20 protein-coding genes are annotated in these 22,319 nt (G+C 59.0%); 14 read left to right on the forward strand and 6 right to left on the reverse strand.

What is annotated here, in order from left to right:
• Positions 1-24 precede the first annotated feature (24 nt).
• From FKG94_RS17095 to FKG94_RS17125, 7 genes are all read left to right on the forward strand, one after another.
• Positions 25-327: a FliM/FliN family flagellar motor switch protein gene (locus FKG94_RS17095; protein ID WP_142905547.1), complete on the forward strand. Its 303-nt coding sequence runs from the start codon at positions 25-27 to the stop codon at positions 325-327.
• Between the two features lies 1 nt (position 328).
• Positions 329-787, forward strand: coding sequence for a hypothetical protein (locus FKG94_RS17100; RefSeq protein WP_142905548.1), 459 nt, complete (start codon positions 329-331; stop codon positions 785-787).
• Between the two features lie 241 nt (positions 788-1,028).
• Positions 1,029-1,778 carry a flagellar type III secretion system pore protein FliP gene (gene fliP, locus FKG94_RS17105; protein ID WP_218943562.1) on the forward strand — a complete coding sequence of 250 codons (750 nt, stop codon included), beginning with the start codon at positions 1,029-1,031 and terminating at the stop codon, positions 1,776-1,778.
• A gap of 12 nt (positions 1,779-1,790) precedes the next feature.
• A complete protein-coding gene (locus tag FKG94_RS17110) occupies positions 1,791-2,525 on the forward strand; it encodes a sigma-70 family RNA polymerase sigma factor (protein WP_142905550.1) in 735 nt (244 codons plus the stop codon).
• Positions 2,526-2,996: 471 nt separating this feature from the next.
• Complete coding sequence (locus tag FKG94_RS17115; protein ID WP_142905551.1) at positions 2,997-4,406, forward strand: mannose-1-phosphate guanylyltransferase/mannose-6-phosphate isomerase; 1,410 nt, start codon at positions 2,997-2,999, stop codon at positions 4,404-4,406.
• Positions 4,407-4,632: 226 nt separating this feature from the next.
• Entirely contained in the window at positions 4,633-5,058 is a 426-nt protein-coding gene (locus FKG94_RS17120) for a fibronectin type III domain-containing protein (protein ID WP_179957691.1), read from the forward strand.
• 255 nt (positions 5,059-5,313) lie between these two features.
• Positions 5,314-7,452 (forward strand): TonB-dependent receptor, encoded by a 2,139-nt coding sequence (locus tag FKG94_RS17125; RefSeq protein ID WP_142905553.1) that lies wholly within the window; start codon positions 5,314-5,316, stop codon positions 7,450-7,452.
• 166 nt (positions 7,453-7,618) lie between these two features.
• Here the strand turns inward: FKG94_RS17125 and FKG94_RS17130 are convergent, their stop codons facing one another.
• The 3 genes from FKG94_RS17130 to FKG94_RS17140 all read right to left on the reverse strand — a co-directional run bounded on the left by FKG94_RS17130 (position 7,619) and on the right by FKG94_RS17140 (position 10,965).
• On the reverse strand, positions 7,619-8,497 hold the full coding sequence (locus FKG94_RS17130) for a hypothetical protein (protein ID WP_142905554.1): 879 nt from the start codon (positions 8,495-8,497) through the stop codon (positions 7,619-7,621).
• A 138-nt stretch (positions 8,498-8,635) separates the two neighbouring features.
• Positions 8,636-8,986 carry an HPF/RaiA family ribosome-associated protein gene (locus FKG94_RS17135; RefSeq protein WP_142905555.1) on the reverse strand — a complete coding sequence of 117 codons (351 nt, stop codon included), beginning with the start codon at positions 8,984-8,986 and terminating at the stop codon, positions 8,636-8,638.
• 1,538 nt (positions 8,987-10,524) lie between these two features.
• On the reverse strand, positions 10,525-10,965 hold the full coding sequence (locus FKG94_RS17140) for a universal stress protein (RefSeq protein ID WP_142905556.1): 441 nt from the start codon (positions 10,963-10,965) through the stop codon (positions 10,525-10,527).
• 161 nt (positions 10,966-11,126) lie between these two features.
• Between FKG94_RS17140 and FKG94_RS17145 the strand changes: the two genes are divergently transcribed.
• Positions 11,127-12,167 carry a hypothetical protein gene (locus FKG94_RS17145; RefSeq protein ID WP_142905557.1) on the forward strand — a complete coding sequence of 347 codons (1,041 nt, stop codon included), beginning with the start codon at positions 11,127-11,129 and terminating at the stop codon, positions 12,165-12,167.
• Between the two features lie 97 nt (positions 12,168-12,264).
• A complete protein-coding gene (locus FKG94_RS17150; protein WP_142905558.1) occupies positions 12,265-13,182 on the forward strand; it encodes a TIGR01777 family oxidoreductase in 918 nt (305 codons plus the stop codon).
• A 199-nt stretch (positions 13,183-13,381) separates the two neighbouring features.
• Here FKG94_RS17150 and FKG94_RS17155 read toward each other — a convergent pair whose 3' ends face one another.
• Positions 13,382-13,663 carry a DUF503 domain-containing protein gene (locus tag FKG94_RS17155; protein ID WP_142905559.1) on the reverse strand — a complete coding sequence of 94 codons (282 nt, stop codon included), beginning with the start codon at positions 13,661-13,663 and terminating at the stop codon, positions 13,382-13,384.
• Positions 13,664-13,889: 226 nt separating this feature from the next.
• On the opposite strand from FKG94_RS17155, the gene FKG94_RS17160 reads away from it, so the two are divergent.
• Together FKG94_RS17160 and FKG94_RS17165 are read left to right on the forward strand one after the other, a co-directional pair.
• On the forward strand, positions 13,890-14,348 hold the full coding sequence (locus tag FKG94_RS17160; RefSeq protein WP_142905560.1) for an Hsp20 family protein: 459 nt from the start codon (positions 13,890-13,892) through the stop codon (positions 14,346-14,348).
• A 56-nt stretch (positions 14,349-14,404) separates the two neighbouring features.
• Positions 14,405-15,058, forward strand: a complete 654-nt coding sequence (locus tag FKG94_RS17165; protein WP_142905561.1) for a class I SAM-dependent methyltransferase — start codon at positions 14,405-14,407, stop codon at positions 15,056-15,058.
• Between the two features lie 6 nt (positions 15,059-15,064).
• Here FKG94_RS17165 and FKG94_RS17170 read toward each other — a convergent pair whose 3' ends face one another.
• Both FKG94_RS17170 and FKG94_RS17175 read right to left on the reverse strand, forming a co-directional pair.
• Complete coding sequence (locus FKG94_RS17170; protein ID WP_142905562.1) at positions 15,065-15,718, reverse strand: DUF6515 family protein; 654 nt, start codon at positions 15,716-15,718, stop codon at positions 15,065-15,067.
• 157 nt (positions 15,719-15,875) lie between these two features.
• Positions 15,876-16,889: a GlxA family transcriptional regulator gene (locus tag FKG94_RS17175; RefSeq protein ID WP_142905563.1), complete on the reverse strand. Its 1,014-nt coding sequence runs from the start codon at positions 16,887-16,889 to the stop codon at positions 15,876-15,878.
• A gap of 313 nt (positions 16,890-17,202) precedes the next feature.
• On the opposite strand from FKG94_RS17175, the gene FKG94_RS17180 reads away from it, so the two are divergent.
• The 3 genes from FKG94_RS17180 (at position 17,203) to fadB (ending at position 22,303) form a co-directional block, all read left to right on the forward strand.
• Positions 17,203-19,107 (forward strand): beta-ketoacyl synthase, encoded by a 1,905-nt coding sequence (locus FKG94_RS17180; protein WP_142905564.1) that lies wholly within the window; start codon positions 17,203-17,205, stop codon positions 19,105-19,107.
• A 261-nt stretch (positions 19,108-19,368) separates the two neighbouring features.
• Positions 19,369-19,908 (forward strand): helix-turn-helix domain-containing protein, encoded by a 540-nt coding sequence (locus FKG94_RS17185; protein WP_142905565.1) that lies wholly within the window; start codon positions 19,369-19,371, stop codon positions 19,906-19,908.
• Positions 19,909-20,140: 232 nt separating this feature from the next.
• Positions 20,141-22,303, forward strand: coding sequence for a fatty acid oxidation complex subunit alpha FadB (fadB, locus tag FKG94_RS17190; RefSeq protein WP_142905566.1), 2,163 nt, complete (start codon positions 20,141-20,143; stop codon positions 22,301-22,303).
• The last annotated feature ends 16 nt before the right edge of the window (positions 22,304-22,319 follow it).

A 22,319-nucleotide genomic window follows, 5' to 3' on the forward strand; every position in this document is an offset into this window, starting at 1 on the left:
AGTTGCAGTTAAGGAAATCAGACTATGAGCAGTGTAGAAACTCTGGAAGTTGTCGCGGTAGAAGGCTCTGCCGAGGTGTCGGCCCCGCTGCTCGGGGCAAACCTGGACGTTATCAGGGGTGTGAAAGTAAAACTGGAAGTGCGGATCGGGGAAGCGGAAATGACCGTCGATGAATTGTTGTCGCTCGGCGAAAACTCGGTGGTGCAATTATCGCGCCCGACCACGGCGCCGGTGGATCTGTTGCTGGAGGGCAAGGTGGTTGCCCGCGGCCATCTGGTTGCCGTCGACGACAATTTCGGCGTGCAGATAACAGAGCTGACACGCTGACGTGGTGCGTTCGTTTACCGCTGTTTTGATCTCCGCTCTGCTGTCGGTCAGTGTTGCCGGCGTCGCCGCCCGGGCAGCGCCGGCTGCCGAGCGCGCCGATCCCCCGCCTGCGATTCCGTTTAAGCAGACGGCGGGCGCCGAGGGGATCGGCACCGGTCGTTTGCTGTTGGCGTTTTCAGTCATGCTTGCGGCGGTGGTGGGCGGCGTTATCCTGGTGCGCAAAACAGTGGCAAATCCCGATTTGCTGCGCGCCAAATTTCCTCATAGCAAGCTGGTCAAGTCCCTGACCGATCAACGTATTTCGCTGCTGAGTGTAAAACGGGTTTCACCCAAAATTTCCGTGTATCTATTGGCGGTTGATAACAAAGAATACTTACTGGTCAACAGCGGCACCCAGTCGCAACTGGTTTTGCACGGCGACGGCCAGAAGACTGCGTGGCAGCAACATGATGAAAACTAGTGCTCTGACCAGTAGATCTTTTCACCCAAACGGGTTTGGTGTCCGTAATCGACCCGGTCTCGATCCGGGTATGGTCCTTCGGGACAGGCCGTTAATACGTCCCTGTAGGCTCTGCGCCAGCATCCCTGCTGGCGAAGGTCCCGAAGGACCATACCCGGATCGAGACCTAAGTGCCACCGAAGTGATAGTATTTTCTGGTCGAAGCACTAGCAGCGCGGGCGCACGCCCGTATAGCGTGCTGGTGGGGTGGGTTCCGCTCTTACTGGGGCTGTCATTGTTAGGGCTGGCCAATGTCGCCGCTGCGCAAGATGTGTCGCTGCCGGGGATTACACTTGATTTCGGCGCTCAGGGCGGCGACCCCGAGGAGACCGCCACGGCATTGAAAGTGCTGCTCGGTTTGACGGTGTTGAGCCTGGCACCGGCGATTCTGATTGCCATGACCTCGTTTACCCGCATTGTCATCGTCCTGTCGATGTTGCGCCACGCTTTCGGCATGCAACAGACGCCGCCCAACACCGTTATCGTCAGCATGGCCCTGTTTTTGACGGTATTCAATATGCTGCCCACCTTCAAGCAGATCGAGGCGGAGGCTTTCCAGCCTTACATGGACGGCGCGCTGGAATCGCGCCAGGCGCTGGACGAGGGACTGACGTACCTGCATGACTTTATGATCCGCCAGACCCGCGAGGAAGACCTGATGCTGATGGTCGATGTGGCCAAGGCCGAGCGGCCGGCCTCCGCCGCCGATATCGAGACCTTTCTGCTGGTGCCGGCATTTATGTTGAGTGAATTGAAAAGCGCTTTCCAGATCGGGTTTGTGATTTTCTTACCGTTTCTGTTGATCGATCTCGTCGTCGCCAGCGTGTTGATGTCGATGGGTATGTTGATGGTGCCGCCGATGATGATTTCGCTGCCGATCAAAGTGCTGATGTTTGTCTTGATAGACGGCTGGAATCTGGTTGTTTATTCGCTGTTGAACAGCTTCAGTTAGCGGTGCAGGACGGTGCCGGAAGACCTCTCGGATACCGATGAAGCGCGCGACTGGGAGCGCCTGCGCGACGCAGCCGATGCCGGCGCCCGCACGGCACTGATCGATCGCTATACTCCGCTGGCCAGAAAGATAGCGGCCGGCTTGTACGCTCGCCGGCCCGATGACGATATGCCGTTCGAGGACTACTTTCAATACGGGGTGGTGGGCCTGATCGAATCGGTGGATCGCTACCGGCCCGACTCGCGGGCCTCTTTCGAGACCTATGCCACCTATCGCATTCGCGGGGCGATCCTCAACGGTATGGAGCGCACCACCGAGCGGCGCGATCAGTACCGCCACCAGCGCCGCTTGCAGCGCGAGCGGCTCGAGTCGCTGGCAGAGGGCCTGGACGAGCGGGCGCGAACCAAACTGTTTGAGGAAATGGTCGATGTTACGGTGGAGGTGGCGCTCAGTCACATGCTGGCCGACACCGGCATGATCCGCGACCCGGTCGCTACGCAGGAGGACCCGGCCTATGTTGCCCGGGAGGTGTCCGAGCTGGAGCAGCGTTTACACGCCGCGCTCGAGCGACTGCCGGAGCGCGAGCAGCTGGTGCTGCGCGAACACTATTTCAAGCAGACCCGGTTCGAGTCGCTGACCGCGGTGCTTGGCGTTACCAAAGGACGCGTATCGCAATTGCACAAGCGCGCGTTGCAGCGACTGCGGGAGACCTTGGCCGAGCGGCAAAATTTTGACGGTTATCTGTAGTTAACTAAAGTACCTTTATTGGACTCACAGTTTCTAACAGCACTTGTTTCAGGCGCCTACTTTCGCTGCAAGCTTCTACTTTGGCGGTACTTAAGTGGAGGCGTGCCAATCAACCGGTCTGCCTCTGGAAGGGGCTTTCAGAAACACGCCGTGAACCCGTCCATGGGGGCTTCCCGACAGCATCCCTGCTGTCGAGAGTTTCTGAAAGCCCCTTCCAGAGGCAGACCTACCCACAGTATTCTTAAGCAAGTCCAATAGGATTGAGACAAGGATTAATAACTTGGCGTAAATCCTCTTAAGTTAAGTACTATCACGATGAAGACGCTTGAAGCGAAAGTAGGCGCCTGAGGCGATTGCCGTTACTCACGGTCCCGGCAGTCGGCCCCCCTGCAGTCGAATTTGATTGCGATTGCCCCCCAGATACAAGACAATACGGCACTTTACAAAATATCGGAACAGATAAGTCAATCCATGTTAGCCGTCATTCTTTCCGGTGGCAGTGGCACCCGCTTGTGGCCGCTGTCCCGCCGCGCATACCCCAAACAGTTTATCGATCTGATCGACACCAATTCACTGCTGCAAAATACCGTCGCCAGGGCTCTGGAAGTTACTGACAATGCGCCGCCGCTGCTGGTATGTAACCAGGAGCACCGGTTCTTCATCGCCGAGCAGTTGCGCCAGCTCGGCGTCGGCGCCGCCGGTATCCTGCTCGAGCCCGAGGCTAAGAACACGGCGCCGGCCATTGCCGCGGCGGCGGCCCACGCCCTGCACGAAGACGAGAGCGACCCCGTGCTGCTGGTGATGCCTGCCGATCATGTGATCCGAGATATCGCCGCCTTCAAAGCCGCGGTCGATATCGCCCGCCCGGCAGCTGAGGCCGGTAAGCTGGTGACGTTCGGCATAGTGCCGGCGGTACCGGAGACCGGCTATGGCTATATTCACCGCGGCGAGGAGACCGGCGCCGGCACCTATAAAGTGCGGCAGTTCGTGGAGAAACCCGATTTGGAGACCGCGTGTCGCTATTTGGAGCAGGGCGATTACTACTGGAACAGCGGCATGTTTCTGTTCAAGGCGTCGACCTTGCTCGGGCAGCTCGAAAAATTCGAACCCGACATGGTGGCGGCGGTCGGCGACGCGTATAAACAGGCGCACAAAGATCTGGATTTTATCCGTCTGGAACCGGCCGGCTTTGCCCGTTGCCGGGCCGAATCCATCGACTATGCCCTGATGGAGAAGGCTGACGATGTCGTGGTGGTGCCGCTGGATGCGCAGTGGAACGATATCGGTTCCTGGTCGGCAATCTGGGACGTGGCCGAGAAGGATGCCCGCGGCAACTGCAGCATCGGCGATGTCATCAGCCACGACACCACCAACAGCTATTTATACAGCGGCGGCAAGTTGCTGGCCACGGTGGGGCTCGACAATATCGTCGCCATAGAAACCGACGATGCGGTTTTGGTGGCCGACAAAGATCGGGTACAGGATGTCAAGGCGATCGTCAAGGCACTGGAAACCAGCGACAGAGATGAGATCGACTACCACCGCAAGGTCTACCGCCCCTGGGGTTACTACGATTCGGTGGACATGGGGGAGCGCTTTCAGGTCAAGCGGATTGTCGTCAACCCGGGACAACAACTGTCTCTGCAGATGCATCATCATCGCGCCGAACACTGGATTGTAGTGCAGGGCACTGCGAAAGTGGTGCGGGGGGAGGACGAATATCTGGTCACGGAAAACGAGTCGACTTATATTCCCCTCGGAGTCAAACACCGGCTTGAAAACCCGGGCGCCATCCCGCTGGAAATCATTGAAATCCAGTCCGGCAGCTATTTGGGCGAAGACGATATCGTGCGTTTTTCAGATAACTATGGTCGTAATTAGCACAACACCTGGGGTCGCAATTAACACCCGGCTGTGATGCGGGAACGGCACCGCCGGTGTCGAGGTGTGGCCGAGTTCACAGTCTCGGCTTTTAACTGCAATAAGTGTTTTTCAACGCCATTAATTTAGCGAATAATGCGCTATGGGTATTGAAAAAGTGTCGGGATTATTGACAATACCGACAACCTATTTCAGCCACTGTTGCAACGTCCGGGGCGCCGCTTGTATGAACGTATTCAGCCGTAAGATAACAACTGCGATACTGATGGCGTTTCTGGCAGCCCTGCTTACCGCCTGCGGTGGGGGTGGGGGCTCGGGCGGTGGTGATTCCGATGGGCTCGACAATCCGCCGACCAGCAATCCGCCCCAGCCACCCAATCCACCGGTAACCGCCAGCGCCACGCTTTCCTGGCTGCCGCCGAGCGAACGCGAAGACGGCGATCCGCTGGTGGTGGGCGCGATCGGTGGCTACGAGATAAACTATCGGATGGTGGGTGGAGAGCAGTTCAGTTCGGTGGTGGTTAACGACGGTGCGGCAACTGAGGTGGTGCTTGAAGACTTGCAGGCCGGCCGCTATGAAATCTATATCCATGCATTCGACAACGAAGGGCTGTACAGCATTCCCTCCGACACGATATTTACGTCGATCTGAGTCCTGACTCAATCCCCGCGACCCGCACAGCCGCTATGGCGCGCGCGCCTACCCAGCGCCCGCTGTCGCAAGACACCTTGTACGCTGCCGCTATCAGGCACTTGTAAGTGACTGCATTCCCTGTGTTAGTATGCCTGCCAATCTTTCTCTATTCGGTACCCAGCGTCGGACCTCGGGCCCCATAGTTCCCAGTATCAGCCCGGCTGTGAGTTAGCGTCCGGCATCCCTGACACATGTTGTATTGTCGAGTAAAGCGTGAATAAAGTGCTTAAGTTGTTACCCCTGACACTAGGTGTCTCTGTCTGTCTGGCGATTCCAAGCATCGCCGCCGCTACCACAAAAACACCTGCCACAGACCCGGCGCCTGTTGCCGGTATCAGTGAAACCCTGCTGGTGACTGCCAGCCGTCGGGAGCGGCGCTCCCTAGAGCACACGATCGCCGCGGCCGGGGTCGATAAGGCCGCACTGGACCTGGTCGGCCACACCCACATCAACGAGGCGTTGGTGCGTATTCCAGGGGCCAATATTGCCCGCGGCAACGGCCAGGAATACCTGGCGGCCCTGCGCTCGCCGGTATTGACCGGTGCCGGCGCCTGCGGCGCCTTTCTTACCGCCCAGGATGGGGTTGCGCTGCGGGCCGCCGGTTTTTGTAACGTCAATGAGCTGTTTGAGGCCAATACCGAACAGGCCCGGCGCATTGAGGTGATTCGCGGCCCGGGCACCGCCCTCTATGGTTCCAATGCGCTGCACGGTGTCATCAACGTGATCAGCCCCGCGGTCGACGGGGCTGCCGTGGGCAGCCTCGGCCTGGAGCTGGGGCCCGACGATTATACGCGCTTGAAACTGTCCAGTGGTGGGCGCCTGGCCGATGCCGGGACGGGCGCGGCGGAGCAGGCCTACCGCCTGGATATCAACCTGACCGACGACGGCGGCTATCGTGACCGGTCCGGTTACGGCCAGCAAAAGCTCCTGTTCGGGCACCGCTACAGCCGCGATCGGCTGGCGGTGGTAACCCGCTTTTCCGCCACCAACCTGAACCAGGAAACGGCGGGCTTTGTAGTGGGCGCGAACGCTTACAAGGATGATGATCTGCGCGATTCCAACCCCAATCCCGAGGCCTTTCGCGATGCCCGTTCCTACCGTTTGAGTTCGCAGATCGATTACTCGCTCAGTGACACAATGGCGCTCAAGGTGACCCCCTATGCCCGCTACACCGAGATGCGATTTCTGCAGCACTTCCTGCCGGGCCAGCCGATCGAGGAAAACGGCCAGCGCAGCGTCGGCGTGCAGACGGCACTGTTTGCCGACACCGACGCGGCGCTGACCTGGATTGCCGGTGTCGATATGGAATATACCAGCGCCTATCTGCACGAGTATCAGGAGCAGCCTACCCGCGGGTCGGCGTTTCTGCGCGAGACGATTCCCGTTGGTGATCACTACGATTACGATGTCGATGCGACGTTGCTGGCACCGTTTGTACAGGCGCGCTGGGCGCTCGGTGAGGCCTGGCTGGTGTCTGCCGGGTTGCGTTACGAATCGCTGCGCTATGATTATGACAACCGCATGCTGGCCGGGCGCACCCGGGCTGACGGTACACCCTGCGGCTTTGGCGGCTGCCGGTTCAGCCGTCCCGAGGATCGCGAGGACAACTTCGAAAACTGGTCGCCCAAGTTGGGCCTGCTCTACACGTTTGCCGATAATCACCGCGCCTATGCCAATCTCTCCCACGGTTTCCGCGCTCCCCAGGCCACTGAGCTGTACCGGCTGCAGCGCCGGCAGACGGGCGCCGACCTGGACTCCGAATCGATTGCCGGTATCGAGATGGGGCTGCGCGGTCTGAGCGAGGCGCGTTTCAGCTACGATTTCTCGCTCTATACCATGAAGAAGTCGGATGTCATCTTCCGGGACTCCGATTTTTTCAACGTCAGCGAGGGCGAAACCCGCCACCGGGGTATCGAGGCCCGGGTTGACTATCAAATCAGTCCGGCCTGGCGCATCGGAGCCAACGGCAGTTATGCCCGTCACAGCTACGCCAGCGATCAGCTGCTGGGCGGGGTGAATATCAAGGGTAACGATATCGACTCGGCGCCGCGCCGCTTTGGCAGTGTGCAGTTGAGCTGGCGCGCCGAGGAGCGGGCGTTGGTGGAGCTGGAGTGGCTGCATATGGGCCGTTACTACACCGATGTCGAAAACCGCAACCGCTACCCGGGCCACAACCTGCTGAACCTGCGTACCCGCTGGCAACCGCAGCCCGATACGGTATTTTATGCCCGCCTGGCCAACCTTACCGACCGCAAATACGCCGAGCGGGCGGACTTTACCAGTTTTACGGGGGAGCGGTACTTTCCCGGCCAGCCGCGGTCGTTGTATTTTGGTGTTGAGCTCAGTTGGTGAGGGTGGGGTTGGTGGTCAGTGGTCTGAGTAACAGTCGCCTCCAGAGTTGTCAGAATGTCTCCAATAAACCAGGGGAACTACCGGCATCTCGGGCGGGGTATTCGAAACTTCAACTGTAGATTTCCGGTCAAAGTGGGTGCCCGAAGCGAGTCCATTCACTCCCGACCTAACTTTTCTGCAATTGCTTGATCAGTTGTGTCAGCGCCTTGCTCAGTTCGTTAACGGCATCGCGGCTCTGCACCACCTGCAACCAGTCCCCGGCGTTGTTCGGGTGCAAAATCCAACAGCTGGCAGTGCTATTGTCGCAGCGGTGGTCGACATAGGGGTTGACACCAAATACCGCAAAGCGCTCCTCTTTTGCCAGGGGTTCTTCCGCCGAGCTCTGCTGCGGGGCGGTAAGCTGGCTGAGAGATATGATCTCACCGCGTTTGCTGACGCGGATACTGTGTTTGGTGGGGTTCTTGATACGGTTGGCCGCAGTGATTCTCGGGTCGCCGTAGGCGTAGAAATCCAGCAGTTTATTGACGTGGGTCACCAGCGCCTCCACCGGCGTGCCGGCCATATACAGCATCTGCAACCGCTCGGTATAGGCCTTGCCGCTGGTGGGCCGGGTCGTCCAGTTGATTTCGGCTTTGGGGGACGCCGCCGGCTTGCGCGGGCTGAGGTTTTCTTCCAGGCGGGTGATCTGCCGCAGCGCGGCCTCGTAGTGGGGCCCCTCACTACCGGCTTTGTCGACGTAGATTTCGAGCTGGCGCCGGGCCTCGCTGCCGCGGCCGTCGTGGGCCAGTACCCGACCTTTGTAATAGTGAAATGCCGGTGCCAGCACTATGCTCAGGTTTTCCGCCTGGGCCAGATAGCGCTTGGCTTTGCTGAATTGTTTCTGCTCGACGGCCTGCTCAGCGGCGAGCAGCAGGCGCGCGCCTTCATGTTCGGGTTTCAGCGCCTGCCCCAGCGCGGGGTAGAGCGCAAGCCAGACCAGTAGCACCCAGGCGGGTCGGCGTTTAACGGGGGATGGTACGTTTCTCGGGATGTTGTTCGAGGTCATGGAGCAGTGCCCTCTAGCCAGGATCGCTTAAGTATATAAGCCGCCCGGTCGAGGCGCTATCGATTAGAGGGGAATTGTGGTCCTGTGTCGCAAATTCCAGCGTTGCGGGGGCCGCCAGGGCCCCCGGGGCGGGGCTGCTCAGTCCGGTTGGTCGGTGTCTGCCGGCTCCGGCTGGTGGCGGGCGCTGCGGCGGCGTGCAGCCATTTCCTTCAATTTGCGTTCGGCGGCGTTAAATGCCTCGCGCACGGCGATGTGAATGGAGGTGTCGTCCTGGCTGACCGTGACGGGTGCGCCTTTCAGGTCCAGTTCGATCGAGGCCCGGTAGCGCTTGCCTTTGTGCTTGTGTTTGTGGGGTGAGTCGAGTACCACGCGACTGCGTTGGATATGGTGGGAGAAACGTGAAAGCTTTTCGAGCTTTTTACTGATGATGTCATTGAGAGCCTGGGATGCATCGAGGTCCCGGTACACTACATCGGCTGCTGGCTGCATAGGGGCGAGTCTCCTGTTTCCGTCTGTCTGTTGTCAATACCTGCTGCCTGGACCGGCACCTGGAGGTTGGATGCCGGGACGGTTGATCCCGGGCTCCGCCCTGTCAGCGTCGCAATCAAGTGCCGGCAGACGTTTACTGGAATATCCTTATATGCCCGAGGTTTATCAGGATAAACCTCGGTTTTCTGGGCCTGTTTAAAAGGCCAGGGTCAGAAAGGTTTTTACATTCAGAGCGCTCTGAGAAATATATTGACGTGGCCAGGAAAATTTTCAAGGGGTTACTGCGGAATTATTTCAGTTTATTGATAGGTTGGCGTAAATTTTCCGTTCGGCCCCGAAAACGCTGGGCGTGGGGGCGGGTTGATGTTATTGTCGATAAGATTTGCTGCGGCATCACCACCGATTTCTCCCCCGGCCGACTTTTCTCCCTGCTTTCCGCCACTGAGCCTGGGTCGGAGATCAGTCGATGGGTTCACTCTTGTTTCCTTTAGTTATCAGCTGCCTGGCTTGCTTATTGCCGGAGTTATGCCATCCGCATCTGCGGCGACACGCCATCTGGGCCTGCCGGCGAAGTCCCGGTCAAATATAGGTATTAGAGCTATTGCCCTTCGGAACAGGGCGGCGAGCTTGGGCGCTTTGGGCGTCCCCACGCCCGCGCGGAATGGCATTCCCTCAAACTAACCCCTTTCGGGAGGGGCACTTGCCTTGGGCGCCTACTTCCGGTGCTTTAGCGAAGGCGTGCCAATTGACCGGTCTACCTCTGGCTGGGGCTTTCAGAAACACGGGCTAGGCGCCCCCTCGATGAACCCGTCCATGGGGACTCGCCTAAAGCGCCTACTTTTGGTCACGACAGCATCCCTGCTGTCGAGAGTTTCTGAAAGCCCCAGCCAGAGGTAGACCTTCCCACAGTATTCTTAATCAAGACCGATAGGGCTAGAGTTGAGATCGATAAATTGGCCCAAGTTCTCTTAAGCACCAGAGGTAGGCGCCCAAGGCAAGTGCCATTCTGGTCTGACCCCGCACCGTGTCAAGGTCCGGCTCCACATTGTGCCGGTTCAAGACAGCGCTATTTGCTTCGAACGTATTTTCATAAATAGCCGTGCTACTCGTTTATTTGGAGATCTTTAGGTGGTGTTATTCTTGCGGGCCAGATACAAAGCATTGAAAAAAATTTCAATCCTACCGCTCCCGTTTTTTCTCATCCGGGACGGAAAGTACACAAGCGGAATTGAACAGGAGTTTGATTCGGAGCCAGGCGGGTGATATCTCGTTTCCAACCGGATGCTTTGCTGGCCGCCGCAAACTTATCGCGCGTTTATCTGCAGATCGGTGCGGCAGTGATAATAAATCGCACTTCACGGTTACAACATAAAAGTACATAAAAATAGTTGACAGAACGTTTAACCGTTGCTGCACTTTTTTAGTTCATAGTGCGGCTTTTATTGCGCCTTTTTTATTGACAGCTACGCCCACAATTGAAATCTACGCCCCACCGGGCACTAAAGCGGTGCGCCGCCGGCAGGTGCAGGGGCGAGGTTTCAGTTTTCTTTTATTCTCACTGTGAGCACATCACAGTTAGCGCCGTGCAGCACACTGTTGGCCGTGGATCCGAGCCATGCGCGTATGCCCGAGCGGCCGTGGCTGCCGATAACGATCAGGTCCGCCGCCAGGGTTGCGGCCAACGCATGGATGACGGCGGCGGGGCGACCGAACTCAATATGCAGATTCTTAACGGGAATGTCGTGGTGTTTGCTCAGCGTTTCCATATACGGATAAATACTGCGCCGAATCTGTGACTCCGTTATCAAATGGCTGTTACCGGTGAGTTCACCGTAGCCGGTAATCGGGTGTTCGCAGGCGTGAATCAAATGTAGTTTTTGTCGGTTTTGTTGCACTAGCTGCAAACTGTGACGGACAACGCGATTCGCATCGGCCGTCAGATCGACAGCACACACAAGGCAGTGATAAGTCGGCATCATGAATTACCCTGGCGGCGCCGGCAAAAATCCTATATTCAGTACCCACAACGGCTGTTGTCAAGTGTTTGGGTATATAAAAATTTTTTTTAAAACCAGCGCCGGGTTGAAATTTGCCTGCCAGGTGCGATAATCAGCGGCCCCAAATAACGTGGCAAATGACAATGAGATTGATGTTATCAAATCAATTAGTAACGCCCGTCTTGCGTCTGCTCGGGTTGGCCCTGCTCGTGGTGACAACGGCCAAGGCAGCGACGCTGTCCGACGAGGAGGAAACTCTGGCGCGCCTTGAGCAGACACTGGAAAATCGTCAGACGACCCAACAAGACATCGAAAATGATTTGCTCGGTGATCGCACCAAGGCCACCGAAGCGCAAGCGGATCTGGAGCAGGCCAAGCAAGAATTGGTGACCGCCGAAGCGGAACTCACCGCGGCCCGACAGGCTTTCTCCGCCGATGCCGGCCAGGAGAACAGCCGCGCGCTGAAAAAAGCTGAACACTCTCACAAAATGGCGGAGCGCGGCGTGCGCACCCGAACCAAGCGTCTGGAGCGGGTTGACCGCAATCTCAAGGAATCGGAAGCCAAATTGGCGGCCACTAAAAAGGCCATCGCCAGCTTAAGGAGCCAGATTGCAAGTCAGCGACAGCGCCTTAGCGAGGTGGCGGCGAGCCTAAAGGCCCAGGCCGATCAGGATGCCACCGCGGCGGCCGTCACCCGGGTTGATTCCCGGCCGACGCCACAGCCGCCGAAGGCCCCGGCCAAGCCGGTTGCCCCCGAGCCAAAGCCTGTCGAGCCGCCGCAGCCGGCGGCCGTTGCGGCCAAGGCCCTGCAGGCACCACCGGCAGCAGCTCCCAAACAAGTGATCGCACTGGATCAGGAAGCGCTGGCCTATGCGCGGGGGGAAATGTCTCGCCTGGAGTCGTTTCTGGCCGACGGGCAGCCCGGTCGACCCAGTTACCGGCGTCTGGTTTTACGCGGCTCCAAGGTGCAGGCAGTGGCATTTGAGTTTCTCGGCAGGGATCAGTACCGCGCCGAGGTGCCGGTAGCGGCGGGTAAGCAGCAGTTCGAGATCGGCAGCCACAAATTTCGCCGCACCATCCCCGCCTCCGATGACGGTGAGATGTACGTGTTTATCTATGATGCCAAACGGTTGTCCCGGCCGCGTCTGGCCATTTTCAGAAAATCGCTGTTGGAACACCTGTAGGTCGTGACTTCTTCCATAGCCGCGAAATAAGTCGCGGCTATGTTCCCCGTTGCAGTCATTGGTTACACTGACCGCCAGTTTGTCAGTGGGTGAAACTATGGCGCATACTTCCTCTAAAAGTGTATTGGTGACCGGTGGCACAGGCTTCATAGGCCGCCACCTGTGTCGCAGTCTGGACACCCTCGGTCACCGGGTTACCGTGCTTACCCGTACCCCGGGGAAAGTAAAGCTTGCCGGCGAGGTTCGACAGATTGCCGGCCCGGATGAGCTGGATAAACCGTTTTCGTTCGACTGGGTCGTCAATCTGGCCGGTGAGCCGCTGGCCGAGGGGCGCTGGAACACTGCCCGCAAGCAGCGGTTTCGCGATAGCCGGATCGGTTTTACCGAGGACTTGCTGCAGGCGTTTCGAGCCGGCGGTAGCGAGCCTGAGGTGCTGTTAAACGGCTCAGCTATCGGCTTTTACGGCCCTCACGACGACGAAATCCTGGCCGAAACCGGCGCGGCCGTGCCCAGTTTCTCCCACCAGCTGTGCCGGGACTGGGAGGCCAGTGCCGATGGCTTCGCCGAGTTGGGTACCCGGGTCTGCAAGGTGCGTATCGGTGTTGTGCTAGGGCCCGGCGGCGGCTCGCTCAGCCGTATGCTGTTGCCCTTCAAACTGGGGCTCGGCGGCCCTCTGGGGAGTGGTGGGCAGTGGTTTTCCTGGATTCATCTGGATGATCTGGTACGCCTTTTTATTCACTGTCTGGAGCACCAGACTCTACCCGGGATAGTCAATGGCACCGCCCCCGAGCCGGTGCGCAACCGCGCCTTTGCCGAGGCCCTGGGTGGTGCCCTGTCGCGGCCCGCCAGGTTGCCCATGCCGGCTTGGGCGCTGGTGTTGCTTTACGGGGAAATGGCCGAGGAGCTGCTGCTGAGCGGCCAGCGGGTGTATCCGGCAGTGGCGCTGGAGTCGGGTTTTGAGTTCCGCTTTCCCACCATTGAGTCGGCTTTAAAAGATATCGTGCAGGGCCCTTAACAGGGCTCTGGCATGCCGATTACCGGGTTCCACCCAAAAGGGCCCCGCATAGGGCCGGTCGTTGCCAGCGAGTCCTTAACCGGTTGCAGTGCGCCCCGGGTGTGCGCCGGCAATAGCGTGCTATGTCCTGGATAGTTGCCGGCGCTGTTGTCGGTTCGGCCACGGCCGCCAACCTGTTACCGCGCTTTTCACGCTGAGATTACAAGCGTTCCAACGACCGCTGGGTGATGACCGCATCCAACTGGCTGGCGGCGTAGGTCTCAATGGGCGCCAGGAGTTGTTCCAGGCCTTTGCTGTCGCTGGCCAGACCGAGAAAGCACCACTGCGCCTGCTGGTGGCGATCGTGAAAGCCCGCTTCGGACACGGCGATATTGGCCAGGCGTCCGAACCGCTGTTTTAAACCGGACAAGCGGTGGCGTTTCTCTTTTAGCGAGCGGCAACCCGGCAAGTGAAACTCCAGTGTCAGTAAACCGATAACCATGATGCCAGTGTTTGTTTCGTTTATTGATGCCACCGCGCGATTACGCGGCTGCGCTTTTATGTGGCCCGGGCGACTAAAAAAATTTAACCAGGCGCTTGAAACGATAAAATCCCGCCCTTATATACAGAATACGCCGGCTCGAATGAGGGGCGTAATTTCATGTAATCCAGGCTTGGTCGTAATGATAAGCCATTTATCGATATATTGCTCATGAGAGGATATAACTATGGGAACCTTCGATTTTTCTCCTTTGTACCGCACCGCAATCGGTTTTGATCGCGTCGCCAATATGTTGGACGCCGTCACCCGCGCAGAACAGTCGCAACCGACTTATCCGCCCTACAACATAGAGCTGACGGGCGAGGATCAATACCGTATCACCATGGCGGTCGCCGGTTTCGATCAGTCTGAGCTCGACATTCAGGTCGAGCAGAACAAGCTGACCGTTACGGGTAAAAAAGCCGAGGCCGAGACAAAACCCGAGTATCTATACCAGGGTATTGCCGGGCGCAATTTCGAGCGTCGGTTCCAACTCGCCGACCACGTGCGGGTAAACGACGCCAGCCTTGAAAACGGCCTGCTGCATATCGACCTGGTGCGCGAAATCCCCGAAGCGATGAAGCCGCGGCGGATTAACATCGGCACCGGCAGCCTGCTTGAAGCCAAGAAGTCGAGCGCAGCCTGACCCAGGCATCGCAAACACCTGCCAGCGCCGCCGTCACCCGTGACGGCGGTCGCGGTTTGACTGACGCCGAGGCGTCGTCCTGCCCGCTTTGCGGCTCGACGCTGCACGCGCATTTTCACAGTGACAGGCGCCGGGACTACCGGCGCTGCCAAACCTGTCACCTGGTTTTTGTGCCGCCGCCGTATCACTTGACGGCGGCGCGTGAAAAAGCTGAGTACGACCTGCACCACAACGATCCCCACGATCCCGGTTATCGGGCATTTCTCGGGCGCCTGTGCGAGCCTTTGACAGCGTGTTTAACGTCGAATAGCCGCGGGCTCGATTTCGGTTGCGGCCCCGGTCCGGCGCTGGCGCTGATGTTGCGTCAGGCGGGGCACGACGTCAGTGTCTATGATCCGTTCTATGCGGCCGACGAGCGGGTGTTTGCCGACCGCTATCACTTTATCACCGCCACTGAAGTCGTCGAGCACCTGGCCAGACCGGGCGCTGAACTGGAGCGGCTGTGGCGGTGTCTGTTGCCGGGAGGCTGGCTTGGCGTTATGACCAAGCTGGTTCGCGACCGCGAGGCGTTTGCCAACTGGCACTACAAAAACGATCCCACCCATATTGGTTTTTACTCCCGGCAAACGTTCACCTGGCTGGCGCGGCAGTGGCAAACGGACATGCGGTTTATCGGCGACGATGTGATGTTAGTGCAAAAACCCCACTGATCCGGCCTACCGCACCGCATAGCCGCGGCCATCCAGGCAGGCGCTGATGGCGCGGTTGTAATGGCTGCGTTTGGCCTGTTCCTGATCGGGTAGCGAAGGATCGAAACCGGTAACGCTCACCGTCCACCGGTGACACTCGTAGCGATCGCGGTCCAGTTGCTCTTCGCTCTGGTTGTTCTTCGGATAGATCATCAACTCGTTATCATCGCTGGCCACTTCCGTCTCGGGGTTTTCGACGACCACGTACTCCCGGTTGTCTGCATCGTAGTGATAGTAAGCGGCATTGGCTTTGTAGACGACCCGCGGACCGATATGCAGTGTCACAAACCCCCTCGGCAGAGCCGACACCCGCGCACCCACCGGGGCGGCGACCACGGTATAGCCCTTGGTACCGGAGCGGTAAAAAACGCCTCCCAAATGGAAATACAGGTGGGTTCCCACCCGCAAGCGAGTGTGATTTTTGGGCAGGGCTTTTACGATTTGACCGCGGGGCGGATAGTGATGTTTGGGAATTACCGGGCGTGGTTTTACCTGGTTGTGATTGCGATCGGCGTGAGCGCAACCGACAGCACCGATAGCCAGTGTCAGACACAGCGCCGGTACAACGGCTGAGTGGATCGATTTGAAACGTTGATAGTGTAAGGTCAGGTTTTGCAACATAGCCGTAGTGCCTTTTCATCGTAAACTGTTTGACCGTGCGAAAGCGGGTCGTTGTGGTTACGGTGGACGCAAAACGGGTAAGAAATCGTCAAGAAAAAAGGAAAGAGTGTGGATACTTCTGCCTGGGCGGCGTTCGTATATCGGCAGTCGAAACCCTTTAGGGCGACTGGCTATCCACGCTGAATAATTTCGCCCGCACCGTGCTGCGATAGTCACTGGGTGTGGTGGCGAGAAATTTCTTAAACAGACCGGTGAAGTGCCCCATGTCCTGGTAGCCCACCCGATAGGCAATTTCGCTGATCGACAAGTTGCTGGTTTTCAGCAAATCCTTGGCGGTTTCGATGCGAATTTCCTGCAGGTACTGCAAGGGTGATTTGCCGGTGGCGCTTTTGAAGCGGCGGTTAAAACTGCGCACGCTCATTTCGAAGCGCAGGGCCACCTGGCTGAGTTTGATATCGCGGCCGTAATTGTCCTGCAGCCAGATTTGCGCCTGCACTATCTCTTCGTCCGGATGGTGGCGGGTGGTGCCGTCCAGGGTGTCGCTCTCAAAGTAGCTGGTGGTCTCGTAAGCGCGGCGTATCTCGTGGGAGAAGTGTCTTTCGACGTGATTGGCAATGGGTTTATTGTAGAGCCGCTGGATAAAGTGTACGGTCAAATCCGCCAGTGCGTTGACGCTGGCGGCGCAGTAGAGGCTGCCGGCCTGGGTAATAAAATACTGCCGCTTTAGCTGCACTTGCGGGTAGTCCTTCTGGAACTGATCGAAATAGTGCCAGTGGGTGGTGGCGGGCTTGCCGTTGAGCAGCCCCGCCTCCGCCAGGAAGCAGCAGCCGGTGCCTACCGCGCTGATGGTGGCGCCTTCTTCGTACTGGCGCCGCAGCCAGGGTTTCAGCACCGTATCGCGGCGCACCAGGGGGCGCGGGTTGCGCCACAGTGCCGGTAGAAAAATCATATCCGAGTGGCCGGCCTGGTCCAGGGTACAGGCGGGCGTGAAGCTTAATCCGGCGCGTGTCTCGACGCGTTCGGGGCTGATGGCGGCAGTCTGTATATGCAGAGTCGCGGCGTGCCGGTCGCGGCCCTGGGCGGCGCTTTCGGCCGCCCGCAACATTTCGATCGGCAGGGTGGTGCTGGTGGCCAGCATATGGTCGCAAAGTACGAAGGTGATGGTGGGCATGGCGTCTCTTTTGGGTGCAGGTATCGTCCAGGTACTGGCCCGAGTGACTGGCGCTTTTACCGCGAATTGTGGCTAAAATCGCTTAGTAAAATCCAGGCTGTTTCAGCCATTAGAGTTGCTATTTTGGCCGAAATAAAAAATAGTTACATAGACTGGCTGGTCTGACAGATTTTTTGGCTAATATAGCCAGGAAATTATACAAAGGCCTACTTACACTCAGGCTATGCGGGTGAAGTCGGTTGGATCATCAATTCAGCCATCGGCAACTTAAGACACCTTCAATTTACGAGCGTTTACAAGAGAGTCGTCCCCCATGTCCCGTTTACCTGTTATTGCCGGCTTCGGCGGCTTCGGTGCCGCCGGTCGCAGTTCGTTTCACCACGCCTACCGCCGTATGGTGATTGGAAGCCTGGCCCCCGAGGCACGGCAGCAGACCCTGGTTGGGCTGGCGGCGATGATGAAGCTGGTGACGTATACCGACAACGGCTATGCGGATCGCGACGGTGCCCGGCTCAGCGAGGCCGATATCGAGGCCCGCTTCGGGCAGCAGATTCTCAACTCGACCCTGGTGCGCCGCATCGAGAGCCGGTATCACGATGTGGACCGCTTGCACTGGCACAAACAGATGGAGATAGGGCCGGCACAGGGGCAGAGCCTGGGGTTTATCACCACCCCCAGGCAACTGCCGGAGCCACTGCCGCCGACCTGGACGGTCAGTGCCTGCGGCGATGGCCAGGTGCGGGTCGAGATACGGGATAACTTTAACGTCAAGGTGGACAGTTTTCGCGAGGCGCCGGTGAAGGCGGCGGGGCAGCTTCCCAGCGGCTTTGACCCGGGTGAACTCTACAACTCGCGCTTTCATCCCCGGGCGCTGCAGATGACGATCGCGGCAGCCTCGGACGCCATTCATTCATTGGGGCTGGCGTGGCGCACGGTGGTCGATGCCGTGCCACCCGATGCCATCGGTGTCTACGCCGGCAGTGCCATGAGCCAGCTCGACGACGCCGGCTTCGGCGGTATGTTGCAGGCGCGCCTCAAAGGCGGCCGTGTGTCCACCAAGCAGTGTCCGCTGGGGTTGAATACCATGCCCGCGGATTTTATCAATGCCTATGTGTTGGGTAGTGTCGGCGTTACCGGCAGCACCACCGGCGCTTGTGCCAGCTTCCTCTATAATCTGCGCCTGGCGGTGGAGGATATTCAAAGCGGCCGCCGCCGCGTGGTGGTGGTGGGCAACAGCGAGGCGCCGATCACGCCGGAGATTCTGGACGGTTACGGCACTATGGGCGCCCTGGCGACAGACGACAACCTGAAATACCTGGATGCTGTCGATACCGTGGACTACCGCCGCGCCAGCCGGCCGTTTGGGGAGAACTGCGGCTTCACCATGGCCGAGTCGGCCCAGTATGTGGTGCTGATGGACGACGAACTGGCGCTGCAACTGGGGGCGGATATTCACGGCGCGGCGACCGATGTTTTTGTCAACGCCGACGGCTACAAGAAATCCATATCGGCGCCCGGGCCGGGCAATTACATCACCATGGCCAAAGCGGTGGCCGCGGCGCGGGCCATTGTCGGCGATGAGGCGGTGCGGACCCGCAGTTTTATCCAGGCGCACGGTTCCAGCACCCCGCAAAACCGGGTCAGTGAATCCCATATTTTTGATCAGGTGGCCGGTGCCTTTGCTATCCGCGATTGGCCGGTGGCGGCGGTGAAGGCCTACCTGGGGCATTCGCTGGCGCCGGCCAGTGCCGACCAGTTGATGGCGTCGCTGGGGGTATTTGCCTACGGTTTTATCCCGGGCATTAAAACCATCGATAAGGTGGCGGACGACGTCTACGCCGAGCGGCTGCATATCCCTACGGCGGATGTCGACAGGGGTGTGGGCGGGCTCGATGTGGCGTTCCTCAATTCGAAGGGCTTTGGCGGCAATAACGCCACGGCGACTATCCTGTCGCCGCAACAGGTGGAACGGATGTTGCGCAAGCGTTACGGTGATGCCGCCCTGGCAAGCTATGCGCAAAAGCGCGAGCACACCCGCGCTGCGGCTGCCGCCTACGATCGCCGTGCGACCCGCGGTGATTTTCAGACCATCTATCATTTTGGTCGCGATATGATCGATGAGACGGCACTGGGTATCAGTAGTGAGCAGGTGCGGGTGCCCGGTTTCAACCATCCCATCGACCTGCGCTTGCCCAATCGGTATGCGGATATGACCTAGTCTTGTAAGCTGCAGGGAAACGGCCGCCTTCGGGCGGCCGTTTTTTTTCCGGCATATTGAGCAGTATTAGGCAGTAAAGTGCGTGTTGTTTGAGTAAGCTGTCGTGGCCGGGATGGCTGGCCTCTGTTGCTGAAAACTGGCTATAGTTAGGCCTGCGGCGTACGGCAGCAGCGGCTGCGGCGTTAGGAAGCGGTATTGGATTAGGCACTGGATTAGGCACTGGAATAGTCACAGGAACAGGCATTGAGGACGGTAATGAGTATGGATGTCGGCGCTCGGTTACAAATTCTTCGCACCTTAAACGGCTGGTCGCAACGGGAGCTGGCCAAGCGCGCCGGCGTTACCAACAGCACCATTTCCATGATAGAGCAGGGTCGGGTAAGCCCCTCGGTCAGCTCGCTGCAGAAAGTACTCGATGGCATCCCCATGAGCCTGCGGGACTTCTTCACGCTCAATCTCGATGCCGATACACAGGTGTTCTACGACGCCGCAGACTTTCGCGACGTCGGCAACGGCAGCGTCGCCTACCACCTGCTCGGCGCCAACCGGCCGGGTCGGGCCATGTCGATCAAACAGGCGCGCTTCCCCCCCGGCAGCGATACCGGGCCTGAAGTGCTGATAAGCGATGGCGACGAGGGCGGCATTGTGGTGGAAGGCCAGATCGAAGCCATGGCGGCAGGGGAGGTGCGGCTGCTCAATACCGGTGACGGTTATTACTTCGAAAGCCGCCGGCCGCACCGGTTCAGGAATACCGGCCGGCGGGATTGTGTGATGATCATCGCTACCTCCCGGGCGTTTTGAGGTTCTTTTCCTAGACTGTGGCGGCCGGGTCTTTATTGATTGACCCCGCACCGGGGCAGCTGCAGTTTAACTGCGTCGCATTTCATCCGGGAAAGCCCGGACAGATAGCTGAAAATAGGGTTCAAACAATCGTTTGAAGACAGCTATACTATCGCCCACCGGCCGGCTGTGGCCGAGGCAATCGAAAAACGTATTCCAGTGGGCCCGAGCCCGGGCGCAAACGAGGTTATCCATGATATTCCAAGGCAAAGCGATTACGGTGCAACAGCTCGACGACGGCATCGCCGAACTCAGATTCGATTTGAGCGGGGAATCGGTCAACAAATTCGACACCCTGACGGTTACTGAGTTGGATGCGGCCATTACCGCGCTGGAGCGCACGGAGGGGCTCACCGGGCTGCTGGTATCCAGCGGCAAGAACGTTTTTATCGTCGGTGCCGATATCACTGAATTCGGGCCGGTGTTTGAACAGGGGCCGGACGCTGCGATACGACATCTGGCCCAAAATAATGTCAATCTCAACCGCCTCGAAGACCTGTCGGTGCCGACGGTGGTGGTGATTAACGGCTTCGCCCTCGGCGGCGGTTTCGAGTTCTGTCTCGCCTGTGATTACCGGGTTGCCGCCAGCACCGCCAAAGTCGGATTTCCCGAGGTGAAGCTGGGCCTTATTCCCGGTTGGGGCGGTACGGTGCGCCTGCCGCGGCTGGCCGGACTCGATACCGGCATCGAGTGGATCGCCGGGGGCAGGGACCAGGCAGCAGCTGTCGCCCTGCGCGCCGGCGCGGTGGATGCGGTGGTGGAACCGGCGCTGTTGCACGACACGGCTCTGCGCACCTTGCGCCAGTGTATCGACGGCAAGCTGGACTACCGCGCCCGGCGCCGGCAAAAGCAGGCGCCTCTGCAACATAACGAGACCGAACTGCCAATGGCCCTGGAGACCGCTAAGGCTTTCGTCGCCGCCCAGGCCGGTCGACACTATCCGGCGCCCGTGACCGCGGTCAACGCCATTGAAAAAGCCGCGTCGCTAAGCCGCGACGAGGCCATTGCCGTAGAGGCCCGGGCGTTTGCCGAGGTGGCGCAAACGGATGCCGCCCGCGCGTTGGTGGGCCTGTTCCTGAGCGAGCAGTTGATCGGTAAAAAAGCCAAAACCTGGGAGCGCTCCGCTGCTGCCAAAGTGGCGCGGGCTGCGGTCTTGGGCGCGGGTATCATGGGCGGCGGCATCGCCTATCAATCCGCCTTAAAAGGCATTCCCATCCATATGAAAGATATTGCCCAGGCGGGTCTTGACCTGGGTTTGGCGGAGGCGGGCAAGTTGCTTGCCAAACAGGTCGAGCGCGGCCGTCTGGCGCCGGCGAAAATGGCGCAGGTGCTCGCTGGCATTACGCCGACACTGTCTTACGACGGCTTCGATCAGGTCGATCTGGTGGTGGAGGCGGTGGTTGAAAACCCGAAAGTCAAACACGCGGTGCTGGCCGAGGTGGAGGCGAGAGTCGGCGCCGATACCATAGTGACATCCAATACCTCCACCATTTCTATCAGCCACCTGGCGCAGGCGCTACAGCGACCGGAAAACTTTTGCGGTATGCACTTTTTTAATCCGGTGCATGCGATGCCGTTGGTGGAGGTTATTCGCGGCGAGAAAACCAGCGACGCCACCGTCGCCCGCACTGTCGCCTACGCCAATGCCCTGGGCAAGAAGGCGATAGTCGTGCGCGATTGCCCCGGCTTTCTCGTCAACCGGGTCCTGTTTCCCTATTTCGCCGGCTTTTCGATGCTGGTGCGCGATGGCGCCGATTTTCAGCAGATCGACAGGGTCATGGAAAAGTGGGGCTGGCCCATGGGCCCCGCCTACCTGCTGGATGTGGTGGGTATCGACACCGGTGTCCACTGCGAGGCGGTGATGGCCGAGGGCTTTCCCGACCGCATGGGCAAACCTTTCAAAGCCTGCACGGATATTTTATTCGAAGCCGATCGCTATGGTCAGAAAAACGGCAAAGGTTTTTACGACTATGAAAAAGACCAGCGCGGCAAACCCAGGAAAACGGCCACTGAGGAGAGCTACAAACTGCTCGAACCCCATGTCGCCGCCGGCCGGTCCTTTTCCGACGAGGAGATTATCGCCCGCACCATGGTGCCCATGGCCACGGAGCTGGCCCGCTGCCTGGAGGAGGGCATCGTCGGCTCCGCGGCCGAGGCGGATATGGCGCTGATTTACGGCCTGGGTTTTCCGCCGTTTCGCGGTGGCGTGTTCCGCTGGATGGACGCGGTCGGGTTGCCCGCCTTCTGTGATATGGCGACCGCGCACACCGCGCTTGGCAAACTCTACGAGCCCACTGATGGTATGACCGAACTGGCGCGGGCCGATCGCACCTATTATTCCACCACTGGCGCTTAAGCCGCGTTCACAGCAG

The sequence above is a fragment of the Exilibacterium tricleocarpae genome (assembly GCF_007004655.1).
In the GTDB taxonomy this organism is placed as follows: Bacteria; Pseudomonadota; Gammaproteobacteria; order Pseudomonadales; family Cellvibrionaceae; genus Exilibacterium; species Exilibacterium tricleocarpae.